Origin of the sequence: Phenylobacterium sp. (genome assembly GCF_044372605.1) — a bacterium.
Classification (GTDB): Bacteria; Pseudomonadota; Alphaproteobacteria; order Caulobacterales; family Caulobacteraceae; genus Phenylobacterium.
On sequence record NZ_JBILRO010000002.1, the window covers coordinates 19431 to 34688 of the forward strand.

General features: G+C 66.3%; 13 protein-coding genes. 11 read left to right on the forward strand and 2 right to left on the reverse strand.

Annotated features, from left to right (window positions below; all coding sequences use genetic code 11):
• The first annotated feature begins 276 nt into the window (after positions 1 to 276).
• The 4 genes from ACIQ42_RS00385 to ACIQ42_RS00400 all read left to right on the forward strand — a co-directional run bounded on the left by ACIQ42_RS00385 (position 277) and on the right by ACIQ42_RS00400 (position 7905).
• A complete protein-coding gene (locus ACIQ42_RS00385; protein ID WP_397420247.1) occupies positions 277 to 2007 on the forward strand; it encodes a type I secretion system permease/ATPase in 1731 nt (576 codons plus the stop codon).
• Positions 2007 to 3395: an HlyD family type I secretion periplasmic adaptor subunit gene (locus ACIQ42_RS00390; RefSeq protein WP_397420248.1), complete on the forward strand. Its 1389-nt coding sequence runs from the start codon at positions 2007 to 2009 to the stop codon at positions 3393 to 3395. Before ACIQ42_RS00385 ends, ACIQ42_RS00390 begins: the two co-directional genes overlap by 1 nt.
• Positions 3396 to 3606: 211 nt before the next feature.
• The gene (locus tag ACIQ42_RS00395) at positions 3607 to 5469 is read left to right on the forward strand and encodes a calcium-binding protein (RefSeq protein WP_397420249.1); all 1863 of its coding nucleotides are present in this window, start codon (positions 3607 to 3609) and stop codon (positions 5467 to 5469) included.
• Between the two features lie 162 nt (positions 5470 to 5631).
• Positions 5632 to 7905 carry a tetratricopeptide repeat protein gene (locus ACIQ42_RS00400; RefSeq protein WP_397420250.1) on the forward strand — a complete coding sequence of 758 codons (2274 nt, stop codon included), beginning with the start codon at positions 5632 to 5634 and terminating at the stop codon, positions 7903 to 7905.
• On the opposite strand, the gene ACIQ42_RS00405 is transcribed toward ACIQ42_RS00400, so the two are convergent.
• Positions 7877 to 8866, reverse strand: coding sequence for a M23 family metallopeptidase (locus ACIQ42_RS00405; protein ID WP_397420251.1), 990 nt, complete (start codon positions 8864 to 8866; stop codon positions 7877 to 7879). The two genes, ACIQ42_RS00400 and ACIQ42_RS00405, sit on opposite strands and share 29 nt — an antisense overlap.
• Positions 8867 to 8905: 39 nt before the next feature.
• Positions 8906 to 9649 carry a sulfotransferase domain-containing protein gene (locus ACIQ42_RS00410; RefSeq protein WP_397420252.1) on the reverse strand — a complete coding sequence of 248 codons (744 nt, stop codon included), beginning with the start codon at positions 9647 to 9649 and terminating at the stop codon, positions 8906 to 8908.
• A 109-nt stretch (positions 9650 to 9758) separates the two neighbouring features.
• Between ACIQ42_RS00410 and rfbF the strand changes: the two genes are divergently transcribed.
• The 7 genes from rfbF to ACIQ42_RS00445 are packed head-to-tail and all read left to right on the forward strand — an operon-like array spanning position 9759 to position 15256.
• Entirely contained in the window at positions 9759 to 10526 is a 768-nt protein-coding gene (rfbF, locus tag ACIQ42_RS00415; protein WP_397420253.1) for a glucose-1-phosphate cytidylyltransferase, read from the forward strand.
• Positions 10514 to 11569 (forward strand): CDP-glucose 4,6-dehydratase, encoded by a 1056-nt coding sequence (gene rfbG, locus ACIQ42_RS00420; RefSeq protein ID WP_397420254.1) that lies wholly within the window; start codon positions 10514 to 10516, stop codon positions 11567 to 11569. Before rfbF ends, rfbG begins: the two co-directional genes overlap by 13 nt.
• The gene (locus ACIQ42_RS00425) at positions 11566 to 12798 is read left to right on the forward strand and encodes a methyltransferase domain-containing protein (RefSeq protein ID WP_397420255.1); all 1233 of its coding nucleotides are present in this window, start codon (positions 11566 to 11568) and stop codon (positions 12796 to 12798) included. The genes rfbG and ACIQ42_RS00425 overlap by 4 nt, the downstream gene beginning before the upstream one ends.
• On the forward strand, positions 12798 to 13334 hold the full coding sequence (gene rfbC / locus ACIQ42_RS00430) for a dTDP-4-dehydrorhamnose 3,5-epimerase (RefSeq protein ID WP_397420256.1): 537 nt from the start codon (positions 12798 to 12800) through the stop codon (positions 13332 to 13334). The genes ACIQ42_RS00425 and rfbC overlap by 1 nt, the downstream gene beginning before the upstream one ends.
• Positions 13321 to 13812 carry an acyltransferase gene (locus ACIQ42_RS00435; RefSeq protein WP_397420257.1) on the forward strand — a complete coding sequence of 164 codons (492 nt, stop codon included), beginning with the start codon at positions 13321 to 13323 and terminating at the stop codon, positions 13810 to 13812. The genes rfbC and ACIQ42_RS00435 overlap by 14 nt, the downstream gene beginning before the upstream one ends.
• Positions 13809 to 14606 carry an NAD-dependent epimerase/dehydratase family protein gene (locus ACIQ42_RS00440; protein ID WP_397420258.1) on the forward strand — a complete coding sequence of 266 codons (798 nt, stop codon included), beginning with the start codon at positions 13809 to 13811 and terminating at the stop codon, positions 14604 to 14606. The genes ACIQ42_RS00435 and ACIQ42_RS00440 overlap by 4 nt, the downstream gene beginning before the upstream one ends.
• Entirely contained in the window at positions 14603 to 15256 is a 654-nt protein-coding gene (locus tag ACIQ42_RS00445; protein ID WP_397420259.1) for a hypothetical protein, read from the forward strand. Before ACIQ42_RS00440 ends, ACIQ42_RS00445 begins: the two co-directional genes overlap by 4 nt.
• Positions 15257 to 15258: the final 2 nt, after the last annotated feature.

The following is a 15258-nucleotide window of genomic DNA, read 5'->3' on the forward strand; positions in this document are numbered from 1 at the left end:
CATGTTTGTTCCATCGGCGCAGCGGTCCTGACAAGACGCTTCCTGACAAACCTATGCGCTGACAATTTGCAAGATAGTGTCACGGACGCGGTTGTTTTTTGGCCGCGTTCACCCTTTTTCCCGAAGTATGGTGTATCAGGCCTCCAGGGCCGTCCGCCAACTGCTGGCGGATACGCTCGAGACAACCGCCTGATCAGGGTGCACCCCCTGGCCGGCAGACGTGTCAGCACTCCGGCGAATCAGCGCGCCGGGCGCTGGAGATATGGACTGGACGAGATGAAGTTTCTGACGTTTCTCTCCGACATTCCGGACAATGTGCTGGGTCGCGCCCTTCGTGAGGGCTATCGGCCGGCGCTTGTGGCGTTTGGCTTCAGCCTGGTCTCGAACCTGCTGTATCTCGCGCTGCCGCTGTACACCTATCAGGTCTATGGCCGGGTGATGACCAGCCAAAGTCAGGCCACGCTCTGGAGCCTGACCTTCATCACCCTGCTGGTGTTTGCGGTTTCCAGCGTGATCGACGATTTCCGGGCGCGCATTCTGATCAACTATGGCGTCGCCCTCGACGAGAGGGTCTCGGGCCGCATCTTCGCCAGCCTGTTCGACGCGGCCGTACGTGGCGAGCCCGGCGCCCGGGCTCAGGCACTGCGCGATCTGGATCAGTTCCGCCAGACCCTCACCGGCATCGCGGCGGCGGCGATCTTCGATGTGCCCTGGATTCCGGTGTTCCTTTTCGCCCTGTTTATCATCGACCCCCTGGTCGGTTGGGTGACCCTCGCAGGCGCCCTTATCCTGCTGGGATTGGCCATCGCCCAGGCCCGCGCCACCCAGTCGGCGCTTCGTGACGCCAACGAAGCGGCGCTGAAAAGCTACAGCTTCACCGATGCGGCGCTCCGGAACGGCGAGGTCGTACGCGCCATGGGCATGCTGCCCACGCTCGGCCAGGCCTGGTCGAAGTACCGCGCGGTCACCATCGAGCGCGGGGCGGCGGCGGCTGAAGCCTCGAACATGTACAACGACATCATCAAGGCCGTCCGCATGGCCTTCCAGGTGCTGATCGTGGCCATCGGCGCCTATCTCATCATGAAGGGCACGATCCATATGGGGCTGCTGTTCGCCAACATGATCCTGGCCAGCCGCGCCCTGCAGCCGATCGAGAAGATCGTGGGCTCGTGGGATCCGCTGAACAACATGGTCGCCGCCTATGGGCGCTTGCAGAATCTGCTGGCCAAGGCCGAGGCACCGTCCTCAGCCACTACACTGCCGCGGCCGCTGGGCAAGCTCTCGGTGGAAGGGGTCAACTTCGCGCCGCCCGGAATGCAGCGTCTGGTCCTCGGCAATATCAACTTCGCGCTGGAGCCCAGCGAGATCCTGGGCGTCATCGGCCCGTCCGGCGCCGGCAAGTCGACGCTCGCCCGTTTGCTGGTGGGGATCTGGAAACCTCTGCAGGGTGTCGTTCGACTGGATGGCGCCGACGTCTTCACCTGGGACCGCGCTGACTTCGGACGTCACGTCGGCTACCTGCCGCAGGACACCGAGCTTTTCGCCGGCACCGTCCGCAACAACATCGCCCGCTTCCGCCCCGATGTGACGGACGAGGAAGTTATTCAGGCCGCACAACTGGCTGGGGTTCATGACCTGATCCTGCGGATGCCCAAGGGCTATGACACCGAGGTGGGGGAGGGCGGCACGGTGCTGTCCGCCGGCCAACGGCAGCGCGTGGGCCTGGCGCGGGCCATGCTCGCGAAACCCGCCTTCGTCGTGCTGGATGAGCCCAATGCCAACCTCGACGCCGAGGGCGAGGACGCCCTGATGCGCGCGATCGACGCGATGAAGGCCAATGGCGCCACGGTGGTGATCATTTCTCACAAGCCCGGCGTGTTCCGCGCCGCCGACAAGATGCTGGTTCTGCGAGACGGCCGCGTCGAACTGTTCGGCCCGCGCGATCAGGTCATGGCCCGGCTGGTCAAACCCGCGCCTACCGAGGTGCGTGCGGTGGAGGCCGGCTGATGAAACTCGACTTCGGACAGACCCGGCCCGATCCCGATAACCAGGGCTATGTGGTTCCGACCTTCGGCGCCGAGGATCGCGGCCCGATGGCAAAGGAGCTGCAGACGCGGCTGCGCAAGCCGATGATTCTCGGTGGCATCGTCATCGCGGTGTTCGTTTTCGGCCTGGGGCTCTGGGCCTCTCTGGACAAGCTGGCCACAGGTATCACCGCGGTGGGCGAGGTGCGCGCCGACACCATGCGCAAGACGCTCCGTCAGCGCGAGATCGGCATCGTCAAGCAGATCCTGGTCGCCGAAGGCCAGCAGGTGAAAGCTGGCCAGCCGCTGCTGTTGTTCAACGACGTAGAGGCGCGCGCCACCGTCGATGTGCTGCAGAACCAGTACGACACCATGATCACCCAGAACGCCCGGTTCAATGCCGAGGCGACGGGCGCGGCGGCCATCAACTTCCCGGCCGAGATCATGGCGCGTATCGGCCAGCCGGCCGTCGCCCAGCTGATTCGCGACCAGGAGTTCCTCTTCACCACCCGTCGCCAGGTCTATGAGAGCCAGACGGCTGTGCTGGGCCAGCGTGTCGAACAGCAGCTAACCCAGGTTTCCGGCCAACAGGCTCAACTTGATTCGATCATCGAGCAGCAACGGCTCACCCAGGAAGAACTGGACGGCTATCGCAAGCTGAACGAGCAGGGGTTCGCGCCCAAGACCCTGGTGCTGCGCTATGAGCGCAGCATGGCCGAACTGTCCGGTCGCAAGGGCCAGCTCCAGGCCGATATCGCCCGGATCCGCCAGCAGATGGGCGAAACCCGCCTGCAACTCACCCAGTTGCGCAACGAGCGGCAGAATCAGTCGGCCGAGGGGCTTCGCGACAGTCAGACCCGGCTGGCCGATGTGATCCCGCGCCTGACGGCAGCGCGCCAGTCGCTGGCGGCCACCGTGGTGCGCGCGCCCGTCGACGGTCACATCTTCAACCTGACCCAGTTCACCATCGGCGGCCTGGTCGGCGCCGGCGAGAATGTGATGGATGTCGTACCGCTTGGCGCGCCCCTGACCGTCACGGCGATGATCCGCCCTGAGGATGTGGACGAGGTCCGTGTCGGCATGACCACGAAGGTGCGCCTCACCGGCCTGAACCAGCGGTTCAACGACGCGCTCGATGGTACCGTTTCTGTCGTCTCTGCCGACCGTATGACCAATGAGCAGAATGGCGCCGCGTTCTACCGGATCGATGTGCGAATCGATCCTGCCGAACTGAAGAAACTGAAGAAAGGCGTCCAGATGACGCCCGGAATGCCCGCAACCGTCACCGTCGTCGGTGGAAACCGCTCGGTCATGGGCTATCTGATTTCACCGATTACCAGCACCTGGGAAGACGCGTTCCGCGAGGAGTAGCGGCGCCGGCGCCACACCTCGGCGTGGGAAGACTCCCGGGCCTTTTTCATGTTGCCTAATTGGCGGGCTTCCGATACGTCTCCCCGTGGGCTCGTCCGATCTACGCCGCAGCCATGCTATGGTTATCGGTGTATAGGACCGCTGGGACTGCTCCACTTCGAGTGGGGGTCAAGCGTTCTAGGGGTCCGTGTGACACTGACTGGAGAGATAAATGGCGATTTACAATTTTGAGACCATCACCGACGCGCAGGCGGCAGCCTTTACCGTTGCCGACACCCTGATCTTCGGTCAGACCGGTGAAACGGCGGCCCGCACCACTGTGCGTTACAATGCCGCGACCGCAACCTCGACGGCGACTATCACGATCACCTCGGGCCTGACCGGCAAGTCGGCGACGTTTGCGCCGGCGGTGTCTTCGGCCACGGCGACCAAGGTGCTCTTCACCGACGGCAGCACGCTGGCGATCGACCTCGACACGGCAGGCACCAGCATCACGCCGGCGCTGTTCGGTGGCGACACGGGTTCGTCTGACGCCTACTACGGCGGCGGCGGTGACGACACGCTGGCCCCCGGCACGGGCAACGACTTCGCCCAGGGCAACACCGGCAACGACTCGATCAACGGCGGTTCGGGCAACGACACCACCTATGGCGGTCAGGGCGACGACACCATCGACGGCGGTTCGGGCACGAACTTCGTCCAGGGCAACCTCGGCGCGGACGTTCTGTCCTCCACGAGCGGCACGGCAGCCACGATCCTCGGCGGTCAGGGCAACGACTCGGTGACGGGTACGGCCGGCGCTGACTTCCTGAACGGCAACCTCGGCGACGACACCGTCGCTGGCGGCACCGGCAACGACAGCATCTTCGGCGAAGGCGGCAGCGACACGCTGACCTCGACGGCGACTGAGGCGTCGCTGATCTCGGTTGACGGCGGCACCGGCAACGACAGCATCTCCACCGGTGCGGCTTCGGGCAACATCCTGGGCGGCGACGGCAACGACACCATCGCGGCCGCCGGTGGCGGCACGACTGGCGTGGCCACCAACAACATCCAGGGTGGTGCTGGCGACGACACGATCAGCTCGGCCAACGTCGGCAAGGACAACCTGCTCGGCGGCCAGGGTGACGACACGATCACCTCGACCTCGACCGGCTTCGACCTGCTCAACGGCAACCTCGGCAACGACGTGCTGACGACGACCTCGGCGGCTCAGCTGCTGGGTGAAGACGGCAACGACACCCTCAACGGTGGCGGCGGCAACGACGTCATCAGCGGCGGCGCGGGCAACGACAGCATCACGGCTGGCGCGGGTATCGATAACGTCACCGGCGGTGACGGCAACGACACCATCGACAACACCGGTGGCGGCAACGACATCATCGATGCCGGCGCAGGCAACGACTCGGTCGCCGGCGCGGGTGGTAACGAAAACATCACTGGTGGTGACGGCAACGACACGGTCACGGCCGCTGCGGGGAATGACATCATCTCCCTCGGCGCGGGCAATGACACGGTCGACGGCGGCGCTGACAACGACGTGATCACGGCTGGCGAAGGCAACGACACCGTCGATGCCGGCGCGGGCGCGGACAACGTCGACGGCGGTGGCGGCAACGACGTGCTGACCGGCAACGCTGGCAACGATACGATCCAGGGCGGCGACGGGGATGACAACATCACCGGTGGCGCTGGCTTCGACATCCTCAGCGGTGGCAATGGCAACGACGTGTTCGTCTTCGCCGCGGGTGACTCCGGCACGACCGCCGGCGCCATCGACCGGGTTCTCGACTGGACGGGTGGCACGACCGGCGCTCTCGCCGATCGCCTCGACCTGTCGGTTGCCGGTTCGGCCCAGAACTACATCGAAGCGGGTACGTCTTCGGACTACACGACGGCTCTGGCCTCGGCGAACACCTTCTTCGCCACCAACGGCGCCACCTTCGAGTACTACGTTGTCCAGCTTTCGGACGGCGTGGTGGTCTTCCAGGACAACGCGGGCAGCACGGTGAACGACGGTATCGTTCTCGTCGGCCGCACCCTGTCGGACATCGAGTTCGGCAACATCATCTAAGCCCACGGGCAACGATGACTACGGATCGGGCCGCCCTTCGGGGCGGCCCTTTTCTTTTGGGATCACGACTCGCTCCCGGCCCCGCCGATGTCCTTGCGCGTGATCGCGGCCAGACCCACAACCGTTGTCGAACACGCCCGCCTCAAGTCCCGGACCGAGCCCGTGCCCGACCAAGTTCCTCAGACCTCCGCCGATCTCCTGGCAGCCCAGGTCCAGACCCTCCTTGCCGCTCCCCAGCCACCCGCGGCCCAATGCCTGGCCGTTGCGCGCCAGCTCTATCAGGCGCAGCGTTTCATTGAAGGCGAGCGCCTAACGGCGCACACCGCGCGCCTACACCCCGACGACCGTGATCTCTGGAATATCCGGGGCGTCTTCCTGCGCGTCCTCGGCCGCCCGGATGAGGCCCTCACCGCCTTCGATCAGGCGCTGCGAATCGATCCGCAGTTCGCCGGCGCCGCGATCAATCGAGGCAACGTGTCGCTGGACCAGGGCAACCATACAGCCGCGCTGGACGCCTTCACGCGCGCCCTCGAACTCGACCCGCAGGGCGCCATGCCGCGAACCATGGCCGCCCGGGCGCTGCTTGGTCTGGGGCGGACGGCCGAGGCCATCCAGCGCCTGGGCGAAGCCACCGCGCTTCGTCCCGACTACGCCGAAGCCTGGCGCCTGCTTGCCAGCACGCTGCACGAAGCCGGGCGGTCAGACATGGCGCATGAGGCCCTTTCGCGCGCCCTTGCCGCGAATCCCGATCAGCCGAGCCTCATGGAAGCGATGGCCCACCTCCTCCGTGTTTCCGGTCGCCGTGCTGAGGCAGAGGCGTTCCTGACGGGTCAACTCCAGCGCCAGCCCGACACCCCCTGGGCTCACTTCCACCTCGGCGACCTTTTGGCCACGGCCGACCCCGATCGCGCAACGGCTCACCTGCGCCGCGCCCTCACACTCGCACCCGCTCAGGCCGACTACGCGTTCGCCTTGCTCAAGGCGCTTTGCAGCGATGTGATGCGCGATGACGGTGGAAAGCTGGACGAGGCCTTGTCCCTGGCCCGGAGCCTTGCCGCTCGCCCCAACCCCAAGCCCGCCCAGATCGCCCTGCTCAGGGATGTGTTCGCCCGCACCTGCGCCCATGAAGACATGGCCCGCCTCGGGACCTTTGAAGCCCTCGGACGCGGCTGGGCCGGCGCGGGGCTGAATGCCGCGCTGATGTTCCATCTGGCTCAGGCCGACACCCTGGACCGCGCCGGGGAACTCGTGGCTCAACACAGGCTCTGGGCCAGCGCCGTCGAAAACCGCGCGGCGCGGGCGCCCATCACGCTTGCGCCTCCCCACGCGGGCGGCAAGGTGCGCCTGGGGTTCCTCTCTTCCGACCTGCGGGACCACCCCGTAGGCCGCCTTGCCCTGCCCCTCTTTGATCATATCGACCACGAACGCTTCGAGGTCTTCGTCTACTCGTTCTTCCGTGGCCAAGCGGACGGCGTTCAGGCCCGCATCAGTCGGTCGGTGACGGGCTTCCGCACCTGGCCCGAGATCTCGGCGCGCGACGCGGCCCAGCGGATCGCCAGTGATCAACTCGACATGCTGATCGAACTGGGCGGCCCCACGGACATGAACCTGCCCGAGGTGCTGGCCTGGCGCCCGGCGCCGATTCAGGCCAGCTACATGGGCTATCCCCACTCCACAGGACTGTCGGCTGTGGATCACTACCTCTGCGATCCGTTCAACGCGCCTTTGGCGCCGGATCTGCTGCTGGAAGCGCCACTCCTGTTTCCCAAAAGCTGGATCGCGCTGGGTTCAGCCTCATTCGCCAGCGCCCCCCCGGTCCCCGTGCAGACGCCCGAAGAGCGTCGGGGCTATCTCACCTTCGGAAGCGCCAACAACCCCTACAAGTACACCCGCGATACGCTCACCGCATGGGCTCGCGTCGTCGCCGCTGTGCCGGAGTCCCGCTTTGCTGTCATTCGACCTGAGGCCGGCTCCCAGGCCTTGCGCCAGAACATCACGGCGGCTTTCGCGGCCCAGGGCGTGTCGGCTGATCGCCTTGAATGGCAGCCAACCCGTGGCCATCATCTGGCGGCCTATGGTGACGTCGATATCTCCCTGGATACCTTCCCGTTGACCGGGGGTGCGACCACCGTCGAATCCCTGCTGATGGGCGTGCCCGTGGTCAGCCTCGCCGGAGAAGCTTTCTTCCAGCGCCTCAGCCGGTCTATTCTCATCAACGGCGGCCTGGCCGACCTGTGCGTCGATACGCCTGAAGCCTTCCATGCGACCGCTGTCAGCCTGGCCCAAGACCGCCCGCGTCGGGTGGCCCTACGCCAGACCCTGCGCTCCGACCTCCAGGCCTCGCCCCTGGGCGACACCGAGACATTTGCCCGTGATTTCTACGACATGATCCATCGGGTGGTGACCGCTAAAGCCGGACCTCGAACCGGCGGCTGATGGCCACCTTGCCCTGTCGCCAGACGCGGTAGTCGGCCACATAGGTTCCGCCCGTCCAGCCCGTGACGGGCGCCTTCTTGCCCACATAGGTCACCCACTGTGCTTTCCAGCGGTCCAGCGGCTGCGCCCGGTTGCGCGCCAGGCTGACGCCGTCGGGACCCTTGAGCTCCAGTTCGATCTCGTCTCCGGCCTGCAAGCCGATGCCGCGCGCGTAGACGACGATGTAGGGTGAACTCCGTCCGGGTGGGGCGATCCCGCCGGCCTCCACCTGATCAGGCGTCACCGGGCCCGCTGCAAACCCCGCGTTCAGCACCACGCCCAGCCTGTAGGTCATGGCCGTCCGCGCTTCCGGGGTCCACATGTCGCCCTGTGCGGTGCAGCCGGCGCCGCTCTCGGGTGCAAAGGGATCCACCACCGCGCCATTGAGGCGCACCGTCATGTGCAGGTGCGGATACTCGGTGTTGCCCGACAGGCCCACCCGCCCGATCGGTGCGCCAGCGGCGACCACGTCACCGGGTCTCACCCGGATGCTGCCCCGCGCCATATGGCAGTACTGAGTCTCCCAGCCGCCGCCGTGACTGATGGCCACCCCGTTTCCGCACTCCTGATTCGCCACCGGGGACGCGCCCGGCGCGCGCACCGAGATGTCCGCGACCCCGTCGCGCACCCGCGCCACCGTGCCGGCCGCCGAGGCCAGCACATCCACGCCTCGCCGCTGCGCCGCCATGTCGAGGAGGCGGATGTCGATCCCGTTGTGGCCCTGATAGGTCTGTGTGGTACAGCGGTAGTCGCGCACCCCTGGACCGAGATCGCGGTCCACATAGTGCTGGATCTCGCAGGTCCGCCCCAGCACGCAAGCTACCGGGAAGGCCAGACGAGGGCCGGCCGGGACAGCCCCTTGCGCAGCGAAAGCTGCAAGGCCAGCAAGGGCGCCGAGAGCCAGAATATGCAGCCTTGTCATGATCAAACCCTGTCGGGGCTTCGAGACCAAATTGCGGCCTCAGGGAAACCGGATACCCGTAAGCGCGGCCAGTCGCTCCGCATCGGCGGTGTAGATCTCCCTGAGAAATGCCACATCCTCAGGCGTCAGCTCGGAGGGATAGTCCATCTCCTGACCCACATGCACACGCCGCGGCGTCGGCGCCTGTCCGGGCGGTAGACCCAGAAAGGCTCGCACTGACGCGAGCGCAACCGCCGGGTCAGACTCGAGCCCCGCCGATGTCAGGATCAGCAACTGCTCACGTGGAAACAAGGTCAGGATCCGTTCTACCTGTTCCCCATAGAACCCGCGTTCCACATAGGAAAACTCCCGGTGAAAACCCCAGGGCTCGGCATCGAAAAGCCGCTGCCGACCCTGACGGATGCACCGGGAAAAGCGCTCACGCTCGACGCCGCGTGCGTACTCCATTCGCCAGTGCGACCAGGCCCGTTCCACCGGGTCGCGCAGCACAAGGATCAGTTTCATGGCCGGATTGTAGGTTGCGATGCGCTCCAGCGCGCCTGGCCAGTAGCTGTAGATCGGCGTGGCCTCGCCCAGGGGGCGTCCGGCGGGATCATCGAAGCGGGCGTGGTAGGCGCCATAGTCCGGCGCCGCCCAGTCCTGCGTCTCGTCGTCGAAGAAGTGGAGTTCCTTCTCCCGGCTCAGCGCCACATCGGCATGGTCGCCGAGATAGTCGAACAGCGCCGTGGTGCCGCCCTTCTGGACGCCGATGATCAGGAAATTGACGCGGGGCGAGACGGCCATAGCCTCACATCTCTCGCCAGCGCCCGCCGCGCAAGCCTTCCGGCTTCTGGATCGCGCCCGAACCCGCTATGACGAGGCGCAAAGACGCGGCGCGCGCGAAGGTTCGGCGATGAAGACAGTTATCCTGGCGGGCGGCCTCGGCACGCGCATCTCGGAAGAGAGCCACCTGCGGCCCAAGCCAATGATCGAAGTCGGCGGCCGACCGATCCTCTGGCACATCATGAAGCTGTATTCCCACTACGGCTTCAACGATTTCGTGGTCTGCCTCGGGTACCGGGGTTACGTGATCAAGGAGTACTTCGCCAACTATGTGCTGCACAACGCCGACCTGACCGTCGACCTGGCGAAGGGATCCATCGAGTACCACGCCACGCATCACGAGCCCTGGCGGGTGACCCTGGTGGAGACCGGCGCGGACACCATGACCGGCGGGCGGCTGAAGCGCGTGGCGTCCTATCTGGATCCGGACGAGCCGTTCTTCTTCACCTACGGTGACGGCGTGGCCGACCTCGACATCGGCAAGCTGGCCGCGTTCCACCGGGCCCACGGCAAGGACGCCACACTCACCGCCGTCACGCCGCCCGGCCGCTATGGCGCGCTGGAGATCGAGGACACCCGGGTGCAGCGGTTCATCGAGAAGCCACCGGGAGACAACGGCCTGATCAATGGCGGGTTCTTCGTGCTGAACCCGTCGGTCATCGACCGGATTGCGGAAGACGCGACGAGCTGGGAACGGGAGCCGCTGGAAGGCCTCGCCGCCGACGGCCAGCTGATGTCTTTCCGGCATGACGGCTTCTGGGCGGCCATGGATACGCTGCGCGACAAGAATCAGCTCGAGGCGCTCTGGGCGTCCGGCGAGGCGCCGTGGCGGCGGTGAACCCGGGCTTCTGGGCCGGCAAGCGCGTCCTGCTGACCGGTCATACCGGCTTCAAGGGCGGCTGGGCGGCGATCTGGCTGACCCGTATGGGCGCAGAGGTTACGGGCCTGGCGCTGGCGCCCGACCAGCGCCCGAGCCTCTACGAACTGGCCCGCGTCGGCGCGCGGACGAACTCGCGGCTGTGCGACCTGCGCCGACCGGACGAGGTGGCGGCCGCGCTGGAGGGCGCCGCGTTCGATCTGGTGTTGCATATGGCCGCCCAACCGATCGTGCGCACCTCCATCGAAGACCCCATCGCCACCTTCGACACCAACGTCATGGGCACAGCCCATCTGCTGCAGACCTTACGCCGCCAGACCTCGCTTCAGGCGGTACTGGTGATCACCTCGGACAAGGTCTACGCCAACGCCGAGACCGGCCGTGCCTTTGCCGAGGGCGACAATCTGGGCGGCAAGGATCCCTATTCCGCCTCCAAGGCGGCCGCCGAGATCGTGGTCCAGAGCTACGCGAAGAGCTTCTTCCCGAGTGTGCCGGTCGGCACGGCGCGGGGCGGCAATGTGATCGGTGGCGGAGATTTTTCCCGCGACCGGCTTGTGGCCGACATTGTGCGCGCGGTCCAGGCGGGCGAGGCGGTGACGCTGCGCCACCCGGAAGCCACGCGGCCCTGGCAGCATGTCCTGGATTGTCTGGCCGGCTACTTCCGACACATCGAGGCGCTGGCGACGGACGCGGCGACACCTCGATCGCTGAACTTCGGGCCCCGGCCCGGCGGCCCTGAGGTCACAGTGGGCGAACTGGCGACCCTGGGTGTCGCGGCGCTAGGCGGGCAGCCCTGGCGCCACGAGCCCGATCCCGTATCGCTCGAAGCCCAGGCCCTGGCGATCGACGCCAGCCTGGCGAAGCGCGCCATCGGTTTCGAGAGCCGGCTCGATGCGCCGCAAGCCGTGGCCCTCACCATGGACTGGTATCGCCGTCAGGCGGCGGGCGAGGATGCGCTGGCCTTGTGCGAAGCGCAGATCGCGGACTACGAAAGCCGATCATGAGTCTCTGCCGCTTCTGCCGCGCCCCCCTCAACCGCACCTTCCTGGACCTCGGCCTGCAGCCGTTGGCCAACAGCTACCTGACGCCCGAGCAACTGGCGGCCGGGAATGAGCCGGTGTTTCCCCTGCACACGAAGGTCTGCGACGCCTGTTTCCTGGTGCAGGCTGACCATGAAGTGCCTGCGGACGCGATCTTCGACGACAGCTACGCCTATTTCTCGTCGTTCTCGCCGGGCTGGGTGGAGCATGCGCGCCGATACGCCGAGGCGATGACCGAGCGGTTCGGGCTGGGGCCGCAGTCACTGGTCGTGGAGGTCGCCAGCAACGACGGCTATCTGCTGAAACACTTCCTGGCCAAAGGCATCCCGGTACTGGGCGTGGAACCCACCGCCAACACCGCCGAGGCCGCCCGTGCCATTGGCGTGCGCACGGATGTGGAGTTCTTCAACGCTGATACGGGCAAGGCGCTGGCGGCGCGCGGCGACCTGGCCGACCTGATGGCCGCCAACAACGTTCTGGCCCATGTGCCGGACCTGAATGAGTTCGTAGGAGGTTTCCAGCACGTGCTGAAGCCTGAGGGCGTGCTCACCTTCGAATTCCCGCATCTGCTGAACCTGATCGAGAAGGTGCAGTTCGACACCATCTATCACGAACACTATTCCTACCTGTCGCTAGTGGCGGTCGAGCAGGTTCTGACGGCCCACGGCCTGCGCCCCTTCGATGTGGAGCTGTTGCCCACCCATGGCGGGTCGCTCCGGCTGTTCTGCTGTCACCAGACGGCTCGCCACGTCGAGACCGCAGCCTTGCGGGCCCTGCGCGCCAGGGAAGCTACCGCCGGTCTCGACAAGGCCGAAACCTACGATGGGTTCTCGGCGCGGGTGGAGGCGGTCCGCGACAGCTTCCAGGCCTTCCTCAGGGAGGCCCGTGACGACGGCCAGGCCATCGCGGCCTACGGCGCGGCGGCCAAGGGCAACACCTTCCTGAACTACTGCGGGACCACCGCGGCAGATATCGTCGAGGCCTATGACGCCAACCCGGCCAAGCAGAACCGCTACCTGCCCGGAAGTCACGTACCGATCCGTAGCCCCGACGCGATTCGCGTATCGCGTCCCGATTACGTCCTCATCCTGCCGTGGAACCTCAAGGACGAGATCACCCGCCAGCTCGCATTCATTGCCGATTGGGGCGGCCGCTTTGTGATCGCCTCGCCGACCACGCGGGTGCTGGACTGATGCGGTTCCTGGCCACCGATGTCGTCGGCGTGATGATCATCGAGGCCGAGCCGAATCGCGATGACCGGGGCGGTTTCGCGCGACTGCACTGCCCGGAGGCGTTCGCCGCCGCTGGCATTCCGTTCGAACCCGTGCAGACCAGCCTTTCGACCAATCCGGCCCGGGGCACCCTGCGTGGGCTGCACTTCCAGAAGGCGCCCTACGCCGAAACCAAACTGGTCCGCGCGGTGCGCGGCCGTATCTTCGATGTCGCGGTCGACCTGCGGCCCGACAGTCCCACCCATCGCCAATGGGTCGGGACCGAGCTGTCGGCGACCAACCAGCGCGCCCTGTTCCTTCCCGAAGGCGTCGCCCACGGCTTCCTCACCCTGGAGCCGGACAGCGATGTCCTCTATCAGATCGCCCCGGCCTATACCCCGGGCCATGGTGCAGGCGTCCGCTGGAACGATCCAGCCTTTGGGGTCGTCTGGCCGGCGTCGCCGGCATTGATGTCACCCGCCGATGCGGCCTACGCTGACTACGATGCTCAGGATTGATCCCACCGCCCGCATCTCGCCGATGGCCGACATCGAGGAGTCGGTGCGCGGCACGCTGATCGAGATTGGCCCCCGGGTGATGATCGACAGCTTCGTGAAGATCAAACCCACAGGCGGCATGGGCGATGTGGTGATCGGCGCCGACAGCGCGATAAACTCTGGCACGGTGATCTATACCGGTAACGGCGTGCGCATCGGTATTGGCGTGGCCATAGCCGCCAACTGCACGCTGGCGCCCACCAACCACGCGATTGCTGACCGCGACCGGATGATCAAGGACCAGGGTTTCCAGCCTTCCAGGGGCGGCATCCTGATCGAGGATGATGTGTGGCTGGGGTCGGGTGTGGTGGTGCTGGACGGGGCGGTGATCCGCAAGGGCGCCGTGATCGCCGCCGGCGCCGTGGTGCGGGGCGAGGTGCCGGCCTATGCGATCTATGGCGGTGTGCCGGCGCGCCGCATTGGCGAGCGCGGCGTATGAGCGTCACCGTCGTCGGCGCCCGGGGATTTGTCGGCGCGCGGCTCGCCCGGCGGCTGGCGGCCGAGGGCGCACGACCCTGGACCCCGGCCAAGGGCGACCCTGAATTGCTGAAGCGCGATCTCGGCGTGGTCTACTATTGCGCGGGGCTTACCGCGGACTACGACCGCCGTCCATTCGACGCGGTGGAGGCCCATACCAGCCTGGTCAGCGAGATCCTGCGCGCCGGGCGGTTCGAACGGCTGATCTATTGCTCGTCGACGCGCCTCTACGACGGCCTGCCGCAGACCGAGGTGGACGAAACCGCCTCCCTGGTCTTCGATCCTGCCGACCCACGCCGGGTCTATGACCTGTCAAAGGCCCTGGGCGAAAACCTGATCCTTGCCCGCTCCGGGGGCCGAGGCGTGGTGGCCCGCCTGTCCAACGTCTATGACGTCGCCGAAGGCGCGCCGGGGTTTCTCTCCGAATGGCTGATCAAGGCGGGGCGCAGCCGCGACCTCACTCTTGAGTCCAGCCCGCATATCCGCCGCGACTACATCCACCTGGATGACGTGGTCAGCGGCCTCATCGCCGTGGCCGGCGGATCGGGTATCTACAATCTGTGTGCAGGCGCCCTGACCTCCAACGCCCAGATCGCCGAGACCTTCGCCGCCGAAGGCTGGCGCGTGGGCTTCACCGGCGTCGCAGATCCGCCGCCGCCGCCGAACGCCTCCGCCAACCGCCTGGCCGGTCTTGGCGTGCGCGCCCGGCCGGTCAGGGATGTGGTGCGCACCTACTTGAGAGGCCTTGGGACGTGAAGCTGATCGACCACACTCGCGAGAGCCTGCTGGACTATCTCACGGCCCAGTGCGCCGCCATCGTCCCCGATGGACGCGAGGCGGCCTTCCGCGCTACCGCCGATGCTCATCTCGATGAGGCCCTGGAGCGGATGCATGTCTGCATTAACGCCTGTGCGCCCTGGCGGCCCGACCAGTTCAATGTGCTGCAATCGTCGCAGCATTGCATCTTCCTGTATTTCCTGTCGAATTCCATCTACGTGCGGTCCGGCGATACGGCCGCCGCCACGCGGCTGTTTCTGATGAACAAGGCGTTCAACGGAATCGACCTGTTCTACGAGATCGCCATGCCGCCGATCTTCTACATCGGCCATAGCGTCGGCATCGTGCTGGCCAAGGCCACCTACGGCAATCGGCTGGTGCTCTACCAGAACTCCACCATCGGCCGTCACAAGGACCGGATTCCAGTCATTGGCGAAGGCGTGGTGGTCTATCCCAATTCGGCCATCATCGGTCGCTGCGACGTCGGCGACGGGGCGGTCATCAGCCAGGGGACCAGCGTTCTGGACGCCGGGGTTCCGCCCAACCGCCTGGCCTTTGCCGGCGCCGATGGGCGTCTCGCCTTCCGGCCGGCTCCCACGGCCATTCTCGAAGAATACTTCCGGGCCTGAGA